Origin of the sequence: Enterococcus sp. DIV1314a (assembly GCF_051713805.1) — a bacterium.
Lineage (GTDB): Bacteria > Bacillota > Bacilli > Lactobacillales > Enterococcaceae > Enterococcus_I > Enterococcus_I aquimarinus.
Window position 1 is genome coordinate 1558551 of the sequence record NZ_JBIOQP010000001.1, and the last position, 18334, is coordinate 1576884.

Here is an 18334-nt window from a genome sequence, read left to right on the forward strand (position 1 = left end):
AAAGTAGGAGTATTTTTCGTGAAAAAAATATCAGTGTTAATGTCAGTATATAATGAACCGAATGAGTGGTTAGAATATGCTATAACATCAATTTTAATTCAAACGTACAGAAATTTTGAATTTATCATTGTTTGTGATAATCCTAAAAATAAATCATTAGTTCAGTTTTTACAAAAAAAAGAACAAGAAGATAGACGAATTAAGTTGATTATTAATGACAATAATATCGGTCTTGCAAAATCCCTAAATAAAGCATATGAATATAGTGAGGGGGAATATATAGCGCGTATGGATGCGGACGATATTGCTTATCCTAATAGATTTATGCAGCAAATAACTTTTATGGAAGAAAATAATAGTGTGGATTTGTTATGTGGAAATGTCGATATTATTAATGAAACAGGCAATATTATAAAATACTCTAAAAATATTGAATATACAATTGAACAGTTAAAGAAACTTCTTGAGGTAGCCAATGATTTGATTCATCCGACTTTTTTTATGACTAGAAAAGCATTTGAAATTATAGGTGGATATCGTCCTTTTCCTGCTGCAGAAGATTATGATTTTATTTTAAATTTAATGAGTCAAGGTTTAAATATCTATCAATTTCCAGAAACAGTACTGAAATATAGGATAAGAGAAAATAGTATGTCATATGGTAATGCATTAGTATCTCAGCTTAGTACAACTTACATTCAAAAATTATATCTTGAGAGAAAAGAATCTGGTGTAGATAGTTTCAATTTTAATGAAGTACAAAAAATAATAAATGTTGATTCTAAAGAAAAAGAAAAGTACTCTAATATTTTATATAATATTAGAGGGAAATATAACTCTAATAAAATAATGAAATTCTTTGTATCATTAAAAGGTTTAATTATCTCTAGATATTTCCGGATGTATTTTTTTGATTTATTAAAAGTTAGTCATACGATAAAAAAATGCAGTCGTCAAGATTAAGAAATACATGATTAAGATTCGAAAGATATAGGTATTAATTTAATTCTAAAAAAACTAGTCTAAAAATAATGAAGAAATTTATATATTTGATATTATAAACTCATTATATGAAAAGTCGATTCGTTTTTGAAAATCAAATAAGCAAAATTAGTTAAATATTTTAGACAATAAAACTATAATGTTTAACTAATTTATCTTATATTCAACTTGTACATGGTATTAATTTAGATATTAATTTCACTAAAGTGTAATACATACAGAAATTAAAAATAATTCTATTTATTACAAAATCAGTTTATTAATGTAGTGACTCAAATAACTGATCAAACAAAAGAATAATCGACATAGACTTTTGACGACTTGTCAAATTACTCTAGATGGAGGTTTATAGTGAAAAAAATTAGTAGAGATGACCAGAAAAAAATAATGCTAGAATTGCTCGATTATATCCATAATTTATGCATAGCTAATAATATAAATTATTCCTTGTGTGGTGGAAGCTTTTTAGGTTCGATAAGACACAAGGGGTTTATACCTTGGGATGATGATATTGATATTATGCTAACTAGGGAAAACTATGAAAAATTAATTTTATTACTTAGAGAACGTTCAGATTATACTTTATTGGATTTTCAAGTTAAGAATTATCAATATTCCTATGCTAAGTTATGTGATAAGAGAAGTTTCCAACTCTCTCTTGCTGGGGAAGTGAGTCAATTTGGTCTATTTGTTGATATTTTTCCATATGATCATCTACCGGAAAGTGAAATAGAACAGAAAACTTTTTTGAAAGAAGTACATAGTAAAAATATAAATGTTGGAATGTCTAATATAAGAACTTACTTCGGTCATCAATCATATTTTAAAGCATTTTGCCGCTTTTTTTTCTATTATCCACAATATTTAAAGATAAAAAAGGAAAAGAATATGCATAATCGTGCAGTAGAATTACAGCAATTTATGCAACAATATAATCATAAAAAAACGTCCTATATAGGTTATGTCGCATGGAACTATGAAGAACCCATAAAAGAAAAATTCCCTAAGGAAATATTTGAAGAATACTCAGATTACTTATTTGAAGGGAAATACTATCGTGGAATAAAATCTTACGACATTTATCTATCTCAACTTTACGGTGATTATATGAAGATTCCTCCATATAACGAAAGGGATAATCATGAGTATTATAAATGGTATTGGCGGAAAAATAAATTAAATTAAATAGTATTTCATATTAGAAAGGATATAGGCTGTGCGATTAAAGTTAAAGGGCTATAAACTAAAATCATTGATAGTGGTAATTATTGTTATTGTTACTTATTGTAATGAAATAAATGTCTATTCTGATACTACAGTTTTTTATCCAATAATAATTGAAGAATCTACTAGTAGCGATGATGTAAATGAGCAGAATTCTAAAGAAGTAAAATTGAAGGGGAAGACTATCAACTATGTAGTCGGTTGGATTAAAATTAATAACAATTGGTTTTTTAAAGATTCTAAAGGAGATTACGTGACTCACTGGAATTATATAAATGACAAATGGTATTACTTCAATATGAATGGGGTGATGCAAGTAGGTTGGCAATTTATTAATAATAATTGGTATTATCTTTCTGAGTCTGGATCTATGGTGGATGGTTGGCAGTATGTCAATAAAATTTGGTATTTCTTTAATTCATCTGGTCAAATGCAAACAGGATGGCAATATACAAATAATGAATGGTATTATTTCTCTGAGTCTGGATCTATGGTATATGGTTGGCAGTACCTCAATAAAACTTGGTATTTCTTTAATTCATTTGGTCAAATGCAAATAGGATGGCAATATATAAATAATGAATGGTATTATTTTTCCGAATCTGGATCAATGTCAAAAAATTGGCAGTTTATTAATGGCAAATGGTACTATTTTAGTCAAAAAGGATATATGAATGTTGGATGGGAGTTTATAGGAAATCAATGGTATTATTTAAGTTCGTTCGGTTTTATGGAAATTGGTTGGTGTAAGGTTGATGGAAATTGGTATTATTTTAATGCATCTGGTCAATTAATTTCTAATCACATTTCTAGCTTTTTTAGTAAAATCATAAATGATGTTAATGACGTATCTTTCAAAAACAAATTATTTCCTTCTGTAATGATGGCGCAAGCTGCTTTAGAGTCAGGATATGGTACAAGTAAACTTGCTGGAGAAGCCAATAATTATTTTGGTATTAAATTTAAGATAAATGAAGATGAGAAAAAGTATGATTTATACTATATTGAAACAAAAGAATATGATAGTAAAAATGATAAATGGTTTACTTTTAAAGAACCATTTAGAAAGTACCAAACTATAAATCAATCATTTTCAGACAATGCATTAAAGTTGAGGCAAGGTGTTAGTTGGGATAAAAATTACTATAAAGGAACTTGGAGAGAAAATGCTAATGATTATTTTTCAGCTACGGCTTCTTTACAAGGGAAATATGCAACAGATCCAAATTATTCTACAAAGCTAAATAATTTAATTCAAGTTTGGAGATTAAATCAATTTATTTAATATAAATTGATTTGTTAAATTAAGCGAGACAATTGCTCTTCATTTACGTAGCTCAAAAAAACTTCCAGAGGTGTTTGATAGTTTAGTGATTTTCTAGGTATATGATTTCTTTTTGAAGCCACAGAGGAGATGAAATCCTGATCGATTTGATTGAAATCCATTTCTTTCGGTAGGCCATCTTTTCGAAGGAGACCATTTGAGTGTTCGTTTAAACCTCGTTGTGATGGTGTTCCTGGGTCTGCGAAATAAATATCAATATCATTCGTATTACTGATGTTTTTCCAATTTGAGAACTCTTTGCCACAATCGAAAGTAATGGATTTAAAGAGATTTCTAGGAACCGATTGAAACCAGGTATTTGTTGCTTTTTCAATATCGATCGCTTTACGACCTTCAGGTTTCAAAGCAATAATGACTTTTGAAAGGCGTTCAACGAGGGTGATAACGGCACTTTTATGGTGAACACCGACCATCGTATCGCCTTCTAGATGCCCGAACTCTGTTTCAAAAGAAGAATGATCCGTTTCTCGCTCAGCGATATTTCGTTTGAACGCTTGTTTTCTGCGACGTTCTAGATGGCCGTTTGGTTTTCGTTTCCCTTGCATGGGTAACTTATTTTGATCAAACTCACCATTCTTAAAACGACGACATAAGGTACGAACGGAACATGAAATCGAAAATTCACCTCGTCCGACAATCACATCGGGGGTCCAGCCTCGACTTGTCTTGTCTTCGATGTATTCCTTTTCTTCTTTGGGTATTTCAATAGGCTTTCTTCCACAACGTTTTTTATTTTTCTTACACTGTTCGAGGTATTCTAGAGCCGTTTTTCCTTGTTTAAGAAAATGATAGACATTGTAAATCGTCTGTTTGCCACGCTTGAGTTTCTTGGAAACAATCGCAACGGGTGTTTCTTGATGAAAATATGCCTCTATAATTACGAGTTCATTTGGTGTAAGATGGGTATAGGTCATTTATATTCACTCTCCCTGTATTCTTTCGACGGAATTACAATTTGAGTGTAACATAAATGACTTTTTTATTTGTCTCACTTAATTTTACGGCTCTTTAACAACTAGGGGTGGTACATCTTAAATGAATCTTTAGAATTGTGTCACGAGGTCAGGCAGCTAACACTGCCTGGCTTTTTTTATGTGTCTTTTTATTGTTCATTTTTTGTATTGTAAAGGGCGGTAGTAAAATGTAGGAAAGGGGGGGCGGACATTTGTAACTGCTAGACTGTATTGTGCAGTTATTGCTAAATAAGAATGTGCACTTTTACCCTATTACTTCGTTCCATTTGATAAACTAGAAACGTTAGTTTATTGACTGGAAGGAGAAAAAGAAGGTGGATTTTGAAAAAGTGAACAGAATTGCGAAAGTGCATCATTACAAAAAGAAAGGATTTTCAAATGCGAAAATTAGTCGAATGCTTGGCATTCACCGTAACACAGTAATTAGTGATTTGAAGAAAGAACCAAACGAAGCAGTTGTGTGGGTAGAATCCTTAGCGAATCGGAAAAGAAAATTAGATCCATATAAAGAAACTATTTTAAGCTGGCTGAGTGATGAGCCAGAACTGTCCGCAGCTCAAATTGAAGACTGGCTAGAGGAACAGTTTAATTACAGAGAAGCAGCACCCAGTACTATTCGTTCTTATGTCAGAGAGTTAAGGGAAACCTACGGTATTCCTAAAAGATTAACTTATCGCAATTACGAGGCTGTTCCTGAGCTTCCAGCTGGCAGACAGATCCAAGTCGATTTTGGTGAGATTACAGTTAAACGTGCACTTACCGAAGGACGAATAAAGCTTTACTGCATCGGCTTCGTACTCTCCCACTCCCGATATAAATATGTCGAGTGGCAAGAGAGACCCTTTACGACAAAAGATGTCGTTCGCGCACATGAGAATGCTTTTGACTACTTCGGAGGTCGGACAGAAGAAATCGTATATGATCAGGACAAATTAATGATTGTTAGTGAGAACCACGGCGATATATTATTTACCAAACAGTTCCAGGCCTATGTACTTGAGAGAGGGTTTATCGTCCATGTGTGTCGAGCGGCTGATCCGGAGTCCAAGGGAAAAGTCGAAGCAGTCGTAAAATTTGTGAAGTATAACTTCGCTCGTGGTCGACGCTTTTATTCAATCACTTCTTGGCAGGAAAGCTGTGAAGCCTGGTTAGAACGTAGAGGCAACTATAAGACACATGAAAAAACAAAAAAGAGACCGATAGACGTGTTCACTCTGGAAAAGTCACACCTCATCTCGATCTCTAACAAACTCATTCTCTCGAACAAAGAAAGTATAACAAAGACCGTTCTGAAAGACAATACGATTCAATATAAATCCAATTACTATTCGGTTCCACTAGGAACCTACCAGCCACAGAAGAAAATCAAAGTACGTGTTGTCGTTAATGATACTAGTTTATCTGTGTTCGAATTGAAAAGTGACCAACAAATCGCTACTCACCTCTTAGCTAAGGGGAAAGGCAAACTGACTAAAGATCCTGATCATGGACGCGAAGATGCGAAAAAGCAGAAACTAGATAGTCATATTAGCCGTGTCCTTGGACTTTTTCAAAACGAGGAAAAGGCAATGATCTTCATTGACCAACTGAAGGTCAACTACCCAAGGCATATAAGAGACCAGTTACGTGTCATTGAAGCAGTCAGTGAACGAAACAGTGATTTTTTAGAGAAAGCTTTAAATGAATGTATATCTCTGAATTTATTTAGTGCCGTTACATTAAGAGATGTGGCCAATGACATCGCCCGTCGAGATGTCCAGACAGATTCCGAGTCTACAAGGAATAATAGTTTATCAAAAAAATATCAGACAATTACCGCTGTAGAACGTTCCTTTGAATCATATCTACAGGTGTTAGGAGGGGAACAATCATAAGTACCACAGAAGATCTCCAATCACAATTCAAGCAATTCCGTATGACTGAAACAGCTCAAGCGCTCCCGGGCTTTCTCCGTGAAGCTGAACAGCAGTCCTGGACCTACCAGGAGCTGCTTGTCGCTATATGCGACCATGAAGAACAGCGTCGCGAAGAGAAAACACGACAGAAACATTTAAAATGGGCGCAATTTCCCTTCGAAAAGTCCTTAGAGGACTTTGACACGACCGAATCAGTTTCGATTAGTAAACGTCAGATTTCTCAATTAAGAGCATGCGACTGGTTGGATCAAACATTCAACCTGGTCCTCTTAGGTCCACCAGGCGTCGGTAAAACTCATTTAGCTATTGGCCTTGGACTGGAAGCTATCGACCAAGGGAAACAAGTGGCATTCGTTTCAATGGGTGAGTTGATTACCTTACTTAAAACTGAAGAGTACGTCCGAAAATCAGCCATTCGATTGAGGCGTATAAGACAAGCAGATTTAGTTGTGATTGATGACATGATGTTTATGGCAATGGAAACAAGAGAAGCCAACCTCTTTTTCCAGCTAGTCAGTGACTTGTATGAAAAAAGTTCGATCATTTTAACTTCAAACAAAGGACCTGACAGCTGGGGCAAGATGCTTGGTGATCAAGGAATAGCGACAGCTATTCTGGATCGACTTCTTCATCGCTGTGAAGTTATTCATATTAATGGAGAGAGTCATAGAATGAAACATCGAGAATCAGTCTTCACGTAACAAAAGTGCACAAAGTTATCTGGCAAAAAGTGCACAATTCTACTTGACAGTTACAACATTATCTTGGACCAACAAGTCAGGGGGATATTATGTTTACACCCGAAGAAAAGATGAACGCAATAAAACTTTTGCCAAAGTACGAAGATTCATATACTGATGTTATCTTAGCTTTAGGTTACTCTTCTCGCAGTAGCTTAATTAATTGGCACAAAGAATTTTTGAAGACTGGCCATTTCAATTCTAATCGAAAAAGAAAACAGACCTTTTCGCTGGAAGACAAAGAACGAGTCATCACGCATTATTTAGAATCTGGTCGCAATTTAAGCAGAACGGTTCGTATGCTAGGTTATCCAAGTCGGGAAACGTTAAGAAAGTGGTTGCTAGAATACTCACCGCCTATTCACACAACTAAAAAAAGAGTAGAATGGTCAGTAGACGAAAAGAAAGAAGCAGTCATTCAATTTATCTCAAAAACTGACTCTGCCAACGCTTTGGCTGAAAAGATTAATGTCAGCCGGTATTCTTTGTATAAATGGAAGAATGAGTTTCTTGGAAAGAACGGGCCATCTTCTATGGAAAAAAGAAAATCACTCACCGATTCAGAAACAACCGAACTTAAAGAACAGATTAAAGAACTTCAACTTGATGTCTACCGGTTACAGATGGAAAAAGATATTTTAGAAAAGGCCTCTGAAATAATAAAAAAAGACCAAGGCATCAGTCTAAATTGTCTGACAAACAAAGAGAAGACTCAACTGATTGATGCCTTAAGGTTCGAGTATCCTTTGTCTGTCCTTTTAAAACGGTTGGCAATAGCTAAAAGCAGCTATTCCTATCAACATAAAGTGAGTAACCTAACTGATAAGTATGCAGATATCAGAAGCCTGATGAAGAAAATCTTCGAAGAAAACTATCTTTGTTACGGCTATCGCAGAATGTATCAAGCCCTTATTGACAGCGGAATATCGATTTCAGAAAAAGTCGTTCGCCGGCTCATGAGCGAGGAACAGCTTTTCGTAAAAAAAACTAATAAATCGACTTATAGTTCTTACGAGGGTGAGATTTCGCCAGAAGTAGCTAATATTATTAACCGCGATTTTTCTGCTGATAAGCCTAATGAAAAGTGGCTAAGGGACATCACAGAATTTAAAATACCTGCTGGAAAAATCTACCTATCACCAATCGTAGATTGTTTTGATGGCTTTATAACGAGTTGGGCAATTAGTACAAGTCCAAATGCTGCGTTAGTGAATGGGATGCTTGATGTTGCAATTGAATCTTTGAGTAAAGGAGAAGCACCTATTATTCATTCTGATCGCGGTGCTCACTATCGTTGGCCAGGTTGGATTAACCGCATGGACAAGACTAATTTGACTCGTTCGATGTCAAAAAAAGGCTGTTCACCTGATAACTCTGCTTGCGAAGGTTTTTTTGGACGGATCAAAAACGAGTTTTTTTATGGGAGGAACTGGCGAAATAGTTCACTAGAAAGTTTTATTGACCAACTAGATAAGTATCTTGAGTGGTATAATGAAGAAAGAATAAAAATGTCGTTAGGAGGAATGAGCCCAATGGTATACAGACAGAGTCTTGGGATCAGCGTTTGAATGGTCCAAGATAATGTCCGCACCCCCAAACCTACAATTTTAAACCGCCCTTGACATGTATGTTTGATTTCTTTTTCTTTTCAAAGTATTTACCACGATTGATAAAAATTCTGATTTTGAAGTGAATGAGTTTCTAAAGCCATAAGCGGTTCGTTTTAATACTTTAATATGGTTATTTGTCGCCTCGACAGGGCCATTTGAGTAAGGAAGTTGTAAGGCAAGGAGGATTTCTTTTTGATATTTTTTATACGTCCTAATCGTTGCTTGATAGCTTTCAGGTAGGTGCTTGTAGCTTTGCATTAACAGGGACTGAAAGCCTTCCATGGCCTCCTGTTGTTTCTCTTCTTGTTCATGATACTGAAGAACACTTAAGAAGGATTGATAGACTTCATAGCCTTGTTTGAGTTTCTCATTGTAAGAAAGCAGGCGATCCACGATTTCGGTTTGTGTCAGATGATCTCTAAAAGAAGGGCGCCAATAGCGACCTTGCCAATCTAATTCACTTTGTTTTTTCTGTAATAATTTCCAATATTTCTTAAGATGTTTGTATTCTTTTATATTGTTAGGGAAGGATTTCATCACTGAAATCCGATGATTCTGAAACGATTTTCCAATTAACTGTACAATATGGAATCGATCGATTAAAACGTTGGCGTTAGGAAACAGTTCTTTCGTTAACGTGATATAAGGCGAATAAAAGTCTGTCACAACGAGTTGAAACTGTGATCGTTTCTCTAAAGAATAGCGTTGAGAATAGGCTTCTAACTTCTTCTGCTGACGATTCTCTATAATATCCACCAGCTTTCCTGCTTCGCCATCCATCAAAATACAACTCATAGCGCCTTCGGCAAAAGAACCAGACTTAAATTCGTCAAAACAAAGCACCTTCGGCAAGTCTGCTTTTTGAGGCAAAGTTGGTTGATAAAAATCCCGTAAGACTCTTAAAACAGTTATCATAGAAACACACAATTCATCCGCAATAAAAGACATTGAGACGGCATCTTCAAGCAAAGAAGCAATTTTAAGTTTGACACGATTCGAGATAAAACAGCCGGGTTTCGCTAACGTTGATTCCGCGACAAATGTTTGATTGCAATTTTTACATTTGAAGCGTTGCTTCTTTAAACGTAAAAAGGTTTTGTATTCAGAAATCTTATTTAGCTGAGTATTGACGGTTTTAAAGCCCCATTTAATAATGGATTAATTGTTTTCCACCCCACATTTGAGACAACAATCAGGCGTGTAAGAAAGCGTGGCATGGAAAACATGACAGGTTTCTTCTTTAATAAATTCCTTGGTATAAAGATCTTCTTCTTTTTCTCCTTGAAAAACGATATTAAAGTCTAGAATATCTAGCATAGTTCTGATAAAATGAAGTTCGAGCATCTTGAGTTCCCCCTTGGATTTGTTTTAGACGACTTAATTCTAGGGGATTCAAGATGTTTTTTCAATACACAAAAATAGTGCTGGTAAATTTCTACCAACACTAGAAAGTATATAACCGAATATAGACAACTGTTGTTTTTTTTGCTATCATGTTCACGATAAGGTTCTATTTGTTTTTCGTGAACTAAGAAGAAGGAGATATTATGAATATTTATGATTATGATATTTTAAAGCAATTAGCCAAAGAAAATTATACCAGTCAACGTATTCTTTCCGAAAATACAGGTTATTCATTAGGAAAAGTTAATGAAGCGATTCATAATCTGTTGGAAGAAGGACTGATTGATCAAGATGCTCGCTTGACGAGTAAAGGAGACACCGAAATTAATAAAAATAGACCTCAGAATGCGATTATTTTAGCTGCAGGTTTTGGTATGCGAATGGTTCCTATTAATACTGAAATACCTAAAGGATTACTCGAAGTTCGAGGTGAAGTTTTAATTGAAAGACTAATTCGTCAATTACAAGCTTCAGGAATTAAAGAAATCACAATAGTTGTGGGTTTCTTAAAGGAAAAATATGAGTACTTAATTGATCAATTTAATGTCAAATTGGTTTATAATCCTAACTATGCATTAAAAAATAATTTACACTCCCTCTACTTAGTTCGTGAAAAATTAGAAAATACTTATGTTTTGCCTTCTGATATCTGGTTAGAAGAAAATCCGTTTTCGAAAACAGAATGTTACTCTTGGTATTTAGTGACAGAAATAATGGATGAAGAGAGTACAGTTCGGATCAATAGGCAACGAGAATTGACATCGATTAAGTTAGGACAAGGTGGGAATACGATGATTGGTGTTTCCTACTTAACAAAAAATAAAACGAATGAAGTAAAGGATAGATTGAAGTTATTTAGTCAAAATAATAAGTATGATGATCTTTTTTGGGAAGAAGCACTATTTAGTGGGCATTCTCATGAGCCTACTTATGGGAAAATGTATTTATCAGATAAAGTAATGGAAATCAATACATACGAACAACTTCGCGAATTAGATAGTGATTCCATTCATTTAAATACTCAAATTATTCATTTGATTTCTGATGTATTAAAAATTAAAACAGATGAAGTCGTAGAAATTAGCGTACTTAAGAAAGGAATGACGAATCGTTCTTTCAAGTTCAGCGCAAATGGACAGTCTTATATCATGCGTATTCCGGGAGAAGGCACGGATCAATTGATTGATCGCCGACAAGAGTATGATGTATATAAACAATTAAAAGGGCATAAAATTAGTGATGATGTCATCTATATGTCACCAGAGAATGGTTACAAAATTACAAAGTTTGTTGAAAATTCTGATGTGTGTGATCCTTATAATCTAGATGATATCAGACAGAGTATGAAGAAGTTACGAGATTTCCATGATAAGAAATTAACAGTAAATCATACTTTTGATTTATTTGGAAAGATTCATTTTTATGAATCATTATGGGGAGGAAAACCCTCTGTCTTTAAAGACTATTTGGAAACAAAGGATAAAGTGCTAGAGTTACAAGAAGTCGTTGAAAAGTTACCGAAAGAGTGGGTACTAACACACATAGATGCTGTTCCCGATAATTTCTTGTTCGCTGAAGATGAGATTCGTATCATTGATTGGGAATACGCAGGGATGCAAGATCCTCACTTAGATATTGCGATGTTTGCTATTTATTCGTTGTATGAAAAAGAGCAAGTGGATACACTTATTGATAGTTATTTTGAGGAAGGCTGCACTGAAGAAATCCGTATGAAAATTTATTGTTATATTGCAATTAGTGGTCTTTTATGGAGTAATTGGTGTGAGTATAAGCGATTTTGTGGTGTGGAGTTTGGTGAATATTCGTTGAGACAATACCATTATGCAAAAGAGTACTATAATATCTTAAAAAAAATGAATCGATTTAAGGAGCTAATTTAATGTATAAGGTTGATAATGCGATTATTATGGCAGCGGGACTTTCTTCTCGTTTTGCACCAATTTCGTATGAATACCCAAAAGCTTTGATAAAAGTTAAAGGAGAAGTATTGATTGAACGCCAGATTGAGCAATTAAAAGCAAAAGGTATTCATGATATTACGATTGTTGTGGGATATAAAAAAGAATTACTTGCTTACTTAGCAAACAAATATCAAGTATCGATTGTTGAAAATCCAGAATTTAATACTCGAAATAATCATTCGAGTTTATATCAAGTACGTAAGAAATTGAAAAACACCTATATTTGTTCAGCAGACAATTACTTTTCAATTAATGTATTTGAATCTCAAGTTGAGGACTCCTACTATTCTGCAGTTTATGAAGAGGGTCCTACAGATGAATGGTGCGTAGCAATAGATGAAACTGATTATATTCAAGGAGTTCAAGTAGGTGGAGAGAATGCTTGGGTAATGTTGGGACATGTTTTCTTTTCAGAAGAATTTTCGAAAGAATTTGTTTCTATTTTAGAAAGTATCTATCATCTCCCGGAAACAAAACCTCTTTTATGGGAAAGCATTTATCTGAATCATATTGATAAATTGCCAATGAAACTTAAAAAATATGATAAGGAAATCATTTTTGAATTTGACTCATTAGATGAATTACGTGAATTTGATTCTAAATTTATTAATGATACTGGTTCAAATATATTAAAAACTATATCAGAAAAGTTGAAATGTCAGCAAGCAGATATTATAAACATTCAACCAATCAAAGAAGTGAATGAAACGATTGGTTTTATTTTTGAATTAGCAGGTAATAACTTTAAATATCTCTATGAAACAAATAAATTAAGCACACCATAATAGCATTATTAAAGAAGGGGAAGATATATATGTATGCAGGTTTGTTAGCGGGACTCTTTTGGGGATTAGATACAGTTATACTGGGTGTTGCTTTAGCAAGTTCTTCTTTTATTAGTACAGAACAAGCAATTTTTTTGGCTCCATTTATTAGTACTTTCATTCATGATTTTTGTTCATCTCTATGGATGTTACTTTATATGGGGATTAAGCGACAATACAAGGATGTTTTAAGAGCTTTAAAAACGAAGAGCGGGAAAATTATAGTACTAGCCGCTCTAGTGGGTGGACCGATTGGAATGACGGGCTATGTACTATCAATAAAGTACATCGGAGCTGCTTATACAGCGATTATCTCTGCTTTGTTCCCTGCAGTAGGGGTTTTCTTGTCCTATGTCTTCTTGAAAGAAAAAATGAGTAAAATTCAAATGCTTGGTTTAACGGCTAGTATTTTAGGTGTCATTACTCTAGGTTATTCACCGGGAGAAAGTACGATTATTAACGGTTGGATAGGCATTTTATTTGCTTTGATGTGTGTGTTCGGATGGGCTTCAGAAGCAGTTATAATTGCTCATGGATTGAAAGACCCCACGATTACAGATGAGCAAGCGTTACAAATTCGACAAGGTACCTCTGCCATCTTTTATGGAATTGTCATATTGCCATTACTAAGTGGTTGGAGTATGATGTTCGATGTTTTGACCACAAATACTTCTGCGATTATTTTATTTTCGGCTTTATTTGGAACAACTTCTTATTTATTCTATTATAAAGCAATTAGTAAAATTGGGGCATCGAAAGCGATGGCCTTGAACATTACTTATTGCGCTTGGGCGATTGCCTTTGGTTACTTATTATTAAATGAAACATTAAATTTGAAAGATACTTTTTCTGCTTTAGTGATTATTAGTGGGTCCATTGTAGCTGGTGGAGATATTAAAGAATTAATCAATCCCGTATTAAAAAAAGTAGGATTAAATGAATTATAGAAACTTTTTAACATTGATGTAGCAAGTAAAAGATCAATTATGATTATTAAATTAGAAGCGTTATTAGAGAATGTGAAACTTTAATGATTCCATTCTCTTTTTTTGTCTTATATGTTAATCTATATATATGTGACTAAAAATACATTAGTCTAAAATGAAGTGAAATAGTTACTATATACTAAATATGTTTTTTATGAATAAAGGAGTTCAAAAAAATGCCAAAAGTTCGTAAAGCAGTCATCCCAGCCGCAGGTTTGGGCACAAGATTTTTACCTGCAACAAAAGCAATCGCAAAAGAAATGTTACCGATTATCGACAAACCAACGATTCAATTTATCGTAGAGGAAGCAATCGCATCAGGGATTGAAGATATTATTATTGTAACGGGAAAAGCGAAGCGTCCAATCGAAGATCACTTTGATGCAAATGTCGAATTGGAACAAAGTCTTTCTTCTAAAGGAAAAGATGAGTTATTAGCATTAGTCGAAGAAACAACAGGAATTAATATTCATTTTATTCGTCAGAAACGCCCGTTAGGGTTGGGTCATGCCGTTCTACAAGCGAAAGCTTTTGTCGGAAATGAGCCATTCGTTGTGATGCTTGGCGATGACATTATGGAAGATAAGATTCCACTTACGAAGCAATTAATCAATACGTATGATGCGACGAAAGCATCGGCTTTAGCCGTAATGAAAGTTCCTCACGAAGATACGGATAAATACGGCATTATTGCGCCAAATGAAGAAGTATCGCTAGGCTTGTATGATGTGAAGTATTTTGTAGAAAAGCCGAAACCTGCTGGCGCACCAAGTGATTTAGCGATTATTGGACGTTATTTGTTGAAACCGGAAATTTTTACAATTTTAGAAAATCAACAACCGGGTCTTGGTGGCGAAATTCAGCTAACAGACGCCATTGATACCTTAAATAAAACACAACGGGTCTTTGCACATGAGTTCAAAGGTAAACGTTATGATGTGGGGAATAAAATGGGAATGTTAGAAGCGAATATTGAATATGGTTTGAAGCATCCTGAGATTAAAGATGAATTAGTTCATTATTTAAAAGCATTAATAGAGAAATTGTAACCCCTTATGTTAGGCTAGTTGTCGTATAGGACAATCAGTTATAATAAAGACTATTCAGAGGATGTTTATCATAATAAATAAAAATAATGAACATTACTCTACTGAACTGAAAGCGACAGCCAACAACAAAATGATGCTAACTAGCCAAATTGTGCCAAAACTTGCGGATCGCTCGATTTACATTGCATCAGAGTCTAGCTTCTATCGCGTACTGCGAGAAAAAAACATGCAACATCATCGTGGCCGAAGTCAAGTTTCACAAAAAACGAATCCCGCCAAGTCATTTTGCGACGAAGCCAAATGACGTTTGGACTTGGGATATTACTTGGCTAAAAGGGCCAATAAAAGGTCTCTTTTACCGGTTATATCTCATCATTGATTTGTTTAGCCGTAAAATGGTAGGCGGGGAGATTTGGGAATCAGAAGAAGCTCGTCATGCCGAAAAATTTATTAAACAGACGGTGCTTAAGGAACGTATCCAAGGACAGCCGTTGGTTTTACACTTCGATAATGGCAGCCCTATGAAAGCCGCGACTTTTCAAGTCTTACTCGAAAAATTAGGAATTCAGATTTCTTATTCAAGACCACGAGTGAGTAATGACAATCCTTATTCGGAAGTGGTTTTTTGAACGTTAAAATATCGACCAGAATACCCCAATAACGGCTTTAAAACAATAGATGATGCTCGAAAATGGACGAAAGAGTTTGTCGATTGGTATAACGATTCTCATTTGTATAGTGGGATTCAATTTGTCTCTCTTGCAGCGCGTCATGAAGGCCGACATTTCGCTATTTTAGAGAAACGAAAGTAGGTTTATGAAGACGCTAAAAAGCGACATTCTGAACGCTGGTCAAAAGGTATTCGAAATTGGACTCCACATCAATCGGTGGCGTTGAATCCTTTAAAAGAAACAGAAAGTTAACAGGATCATAATATTTCAAGATTATCAAATAAACCTCGTCATCCAATAGGGGAAAAAGTTTTTCCCTATTGGATGACGAGGCCTACCGACCAAAGGGAGGTTCTTCTTTTTGATAGCTTGGAAAATAAAAAAACGACAACTATATTGACAAACGCCGTTATGAAATAATTACTAAATGACTAGTATTTTATAAATAAAAAGGAGAATAAAAATGGGGCGAAATAGACGTAGTTATAAGACTCTCTTAACCATTTTACCATTGCTAATATTCCTTACGATTGGGAATGTAAATAAAGTATATGCTACTGAGGAAAATTGGTTAAATGAGATAGTAATAGAAGAAGTAACCGAAGAGTTACCTCCACTAGTTGAGGAAATACCAGAAGAAACTACTCAGCAAGTTAATTCGACTAAATCTCAAAGTGAAAAAAAATTAGAAGAATCAATATTTTCTAGTGGTAACTACGGAATAAATTGGAGATTGACAACAGATGGTATTTTATACTTAGGTCAGGGTACATTGAAAGAAATAGAAGGTCAATACGGTAACAACTATCCATGGACACAAACTGGAGGCACAATAAAGAAAGTAGTTATTGAAGGCAATATCGTTTTACCAGAACAACCAAAGTTATTTATGAGGATGGAAAAATTACAAAGTATCGAAAATATTAATTATTTAGACACATCAAATGTATTAGATATGAGCTATATGTTTTACTATACCACCAACCTCAACGAGTTAGATTTATCGAATTGGGATACATCTAAGGTGGTAAATATGGATAGTATGTTTGCAGAAAGTAATGTCTCTAATATTAAGTTAGAAAATTGGGACGTCTCAAGAGTAGAAACTATGAATAAAATGTTTTATAATACCATCAATTTAGAGTCTTTAAATTTAGAGAAATGGAATGTATCAAATGTAAAAAACATGTCAGGGATGTTTGCAACTACTTTTAGCAGTAATTCTAATTTAACAAATTTAGAGATATCAACTTGGGACGTGTCTAATGTAACTAGTATGTCAATAATGTTTAATTATGCAAAATCATTAAAATCATTAGATATACAAAATTGGGATGTATCAAATGTAAAAAACATGTCAGGAATGTTTTCGAATGCACGAAGTTTAGAGACTTTAGATTTATCAACTTGGGACGTATCACATGTGGAAAATATGAACTATATGTTCCAAAAAACATATCAATTAACAACTTTAGATCTATCTGGGTGGGATGTATCTAAAGTATTGAAAATGTCATATATGTTTGAAGGTTCCTCATTTTATCCTCCGATAAAAGTTTTGAATTTATCTGACTGGAAATTATCCGGTATGACAGATATCGACAATATATTTACAGCTTCTTCTTCTATAGATGTCCGTTATGTTCATGAATTAGACTTATCTAATTGGAATATTGATAAATTATATAGTTACGATTTTATTTCTAAACTTCCAGTTTATAATACATTAAAATTAAAAAACTGGACAGAAAATTCTAATTTAGAAGAAGCTTTGAAAACACTTTTAAAAAAGAATAGTAATTTAAATATAATTAGATTTGACCATTCAAATCTACCTAATACTACTGATTTAAATGGTTGGAAAATAGAAAATAACAATTGGGTTTATTATAATAAAAATAAAAAATTAACATATTGGCAATATATCGATAAATACTGGTATTTTATGGATGCAAGTGGATATATGCAAACAGGTTGGATAAAATTAGATAGCACTTGGTATTATATGAATAGTAACGGTGCCATGCAAACAGGTTGGATAAAATTAGATAGCACTTGGTATTATATGAATAGTAACGGTGCCATGCAAACAGGTTGGATAAAATTAGATAGCACTTGGTATTATATGAATAGTAACGGTGCCATGCAAACAGGTTGGACAAAAGTAGGTAGCACTTGGTACTATATGAATAGTAACGGTGCCATGCAAACAGGTTGGATAAAATTAGATAGCACTTGGTACTATATGAATAGTAACGGTGCCATGCAAACAGGTTGGATAAAATTAGATAGCACTTGGTACTATATGAATAGTAACGGTGCTATGCAAACAGGTTGGGTAAAACTCGGTCAAAATTGGTATTTTTTAAATAAAGATGGATCAATGCAGCTAAAAAACACAATAATAAATGGTACTTTGTATCGATTTGATTCGTCAGGGAAAATGCTATAAATAGATCAAAAGTACTCCGAATATGACCAATCTAGAGCAGTATCTACTTCAATTAGAAAATAGTATTGAAAATAAAGTAGAAGTGACAACGATATTTAAACCCTTAGCCACTCGAACGGTATGTGTCTAACCATCGATTCACAGGCTCAAATCGG

Annotated in this window: 13 protein-coding genes and 1 pseudogene; 12 read left to right on the forward strand and 2 right to left on the reverse strand. The window is 34.0% G+C overall.

Features of this window, described 5'->3' with window-relative positions; translation table 11 throughout:
- Nucleotides 1-18 precede the first annotated feature (18 nt).
- The 3 genes from IGI68_RS07365 to IGI68_RS07375 all read left to right on the forward strand — a co-directional run bounded on the left by IGI68_RS07365 (nucleotide 19) and on the right by IGI68_RS07375 (nucleotide 3511).
- Entirely contained in the window at nucleotides 19-963 is a 945-nt protein-coding gene (locus tag IGI68_RS07365) for a glycosyltransferase (protein WP_438731926.1), read from the forward strand.
- Between the two features lie 390 nt (nucleotides 964-1353).
- Entirely contained in the window at nucleotides 1354-2187 is an 834-nt protein-coding gene (locus IGI68_RS07370) for a LicD family protein (RefSeq protein ID WP_438731929.1), read from the forward strand.
- Between the two features lie 31 nt (nucleotides 2188-2218).
- The gene (locus IGI68_RS07375; protein ID WP_438731932.1) at nucleotides 2219-3511 is read left to right on the forward strand and encodes a glucosaminidase domain-containing protein; all 1293 of its coding nucleotides are present in this window, start codon (nucleotides 2219-2221) and stop codon (nucleotides 3509-3511) included.
- A 14-nt stretch (nucleotides 3512-3525) separates the two neighbouring features.
- Here the strand turns inward: IGI68_RS07375 and IGI68_RS07380 are convergent, their stop codons facing one another.
- Nucleotides 3526-4485 carry an IS30 family transposase gene (locus tag IGI68_RS07380; protein ID WP_438731935.1) on the reverse strand — a complete coding sequence of 320 codons (960 nt, stop codon included), beginning with the start codon at nucleotides 4483-4485 and terminating at the stop codon, nucleotides 3526-3528.
- Nucleotides 4486-4859: 374 nt separating this feature from the next.
- On the opposite strand from IGI68_RS07380, the gene istA reads away from it, so the two are divergent.
- The 3 genes from istA to IGI68_RS07395 all read left to right on the forward strand — a co-directional run bounded on the left by istA (nucleotide 4860) and on the right by IGI68_RS07395 (nucleotide 8769).
- Nucleotides 4860-6419 (forward strand): IS21 family transposase, encoded by a 1560-nt coding sequence (gene istA / locus IGI68_RS07385; protein ID WP_077932625.1) that lies wholly within the window; start codon nucleotides 4860-4862, stop codon nucleotides 6417-6419.
- Nucleotides 6416-7162 carry an IS21-like element helper ATPase IstB gene (gene istB, locus IGI68_RS07390; protein WP_270782861.1) on the forward strand — a complete coding sequence of 249 codons (747 nt, stop codon included), beginning with the start codon at nucleotides 6416-6418 and terminating at the stop codon, nucleotides 7160-7162. The genes istA and istB overlap by 4 nt, the downstream gene beginning before the upstream one ends.
- A gap of 89 nt (nucleotides 7163-7251) precedes the next feature.
- Nucleotides 7252-8769, forward strand: a complete 1518-nt coding sequence (locus IGI68_RS07395) for an IS3 family transposase (protein ID WP_438731938.1) — start codon at nucleotides 7252-7254, stop codon at nucleotides 8767-8769.
- Nucleotides 8770-8800: 31 nt separating this feature from the next.
- On the opposite strand, the pseudogene IGI68_RS07400 reads toward IGI68_RS07395, so the two are convergent.
- Nucleotides 8801-10155: pseudogene (locus IGI68_RS07400) on the reverse strand (ISL3 family transposase).
- 203 nt (nucleotides 10156-10358) lie between these two features.
- Here IGI68_RS07400 and IGI68_RS07405 point away from each other — a divergent pair.
- From IGI68_RS07405 to IGI68_RS07430, 6 genes are all read left to right on the forward strand, one after another.
- On the forward strand, nucleotides 10359-12116 hold the full coding sequence (locus IGI68_RS07405; protein WP_438731941.1) for a phosphotransferase: 1758 nt from the start codon (nucleotides 10359-10361) through the stop codon (nucleotides 12114-12116).
- Nucleotides 12116-12982 carry an NTP transferase domain-containing protein gene (locus IGI68_RS07410; protein WP_438731944.1) on the forward strand — a complete coding sequence of 289 codons (867 nt, stop codon included), beginning with the start codon at nucleotides 12116-12118 and terminating at the stop codon, nucleotides 12980-12982. The genes IGI68_RS07405 and IGI68_RS07410 overlap by 1 nt, the downstream gene beginning before the upstream one ends.
- A 29-nt stretch (nucleotides 12983-13011) precedes the next feature.
- On the forward strand, nucleotides 13012-13968 hold the full coding sequence (locus tag IGI68_RS07415) for a DMT family transporter (RefSeq protein WP_438731946.1): 957 nt from the start codon (nucleotides 13012-13014) through the stop codon (nucleotides 13966-13968).
- Nucleotides 13969-14183: 215 nt separating this feature from the next.
- On the forward strand, nucleotides 14184-15056 hold the full coding sequence (gene galU / locus IGI68_RS07420) for a UTP--glucose-1-phosphate uridylyltransferase GalU (RefSeq protein ID WP_438731948.1): 873 nt from the start codon (nucleotides 14184-14186) through the stop codon (nucleotides 15054-15056).
- Nucleotides 15057-15295: 239 nt separating this feature from the next.
- Nucleotides 15296-15685 (forward strand): transposase, encoded by a 390-nt coding sequence (locus IGI68_RS07425; RefSeq protein WP_438731950.1) that lies wholly within the window; start codon nucleotides 15296-15298, stop codon nucleotides 15683-15685.
- A 505-nt stretch (nucleotides 15686-16190) separates the two neighbouring features.
- The gene (locus tag IGI68_RS07430) at nucleotides 16191-18179 is read left to right on the forward strand and encodes a BspA family leucine-rich repeat surface protein (protein WP_438731952.1); all 1989 of its coding nucleotides are present in this window, start codon (nucleotides 16191-16193) and stop codon (nucleotides 18177-18179) included.
- The last annotated feature ends 155 nt before the right edge of the window (nucleotides 18180-18334 follow it).

What these genes read in the sequence shown, in the direction of transcription:
- IGI68_RS07395 (WP_438731938.1), top strand. Translation starts at nt 7,252, where the DNA reads ATGTTTACACCCGAAGAAAAGATGAACGCAATAAAACTTTTGCCAAAG.
- galU (WP_438731948.1), top strand. Translation starts at nt 14,184, where the DNA reads ATGCCAAAAGTTCGTAAAGCAGTCATCCCAGCCGCAGGTTTGGGCACA.
- IGI68_RS07430 (WP_438731952.1), top strand. Translation starts at nt 16,191, where the DNA reads ATGGGGCGAAATAGACGTAGTTATAAGACTCTCTTAACCATTTTACCA.
- IGI68_RS07380 (WP_438731935.1), bottom strand. Translation starts at nt 4,485, where the DNA reads ATGACCTATACCCATCTTACACCAAATGAACTCGTAATTATAGAGGCA.
- IGI68_RS07415 (WP_438731946.1), top strand. Translation starts at nt 13,012, where the DNA reads ATGTATGCAGGTTTGTTAGCGGGACTCTTTTGGGGATTAGATACAGTT.
- IGI68_RS07405 (WP_438731941.1), top strand. Translation starts at nt 10,359, where the DNA reads ATGAATATTTATGATTATGATATTTTAAAGCAATTAGCCAAAGAAAAT.
- IGI68_RS07410 (WP_438731944.1), top strand. Translation starts at nt 12,116, where the DNA reads ATGTATAAGGTTGATAATGCGATTATTATGGCAGCGGGACTTTCTTCT.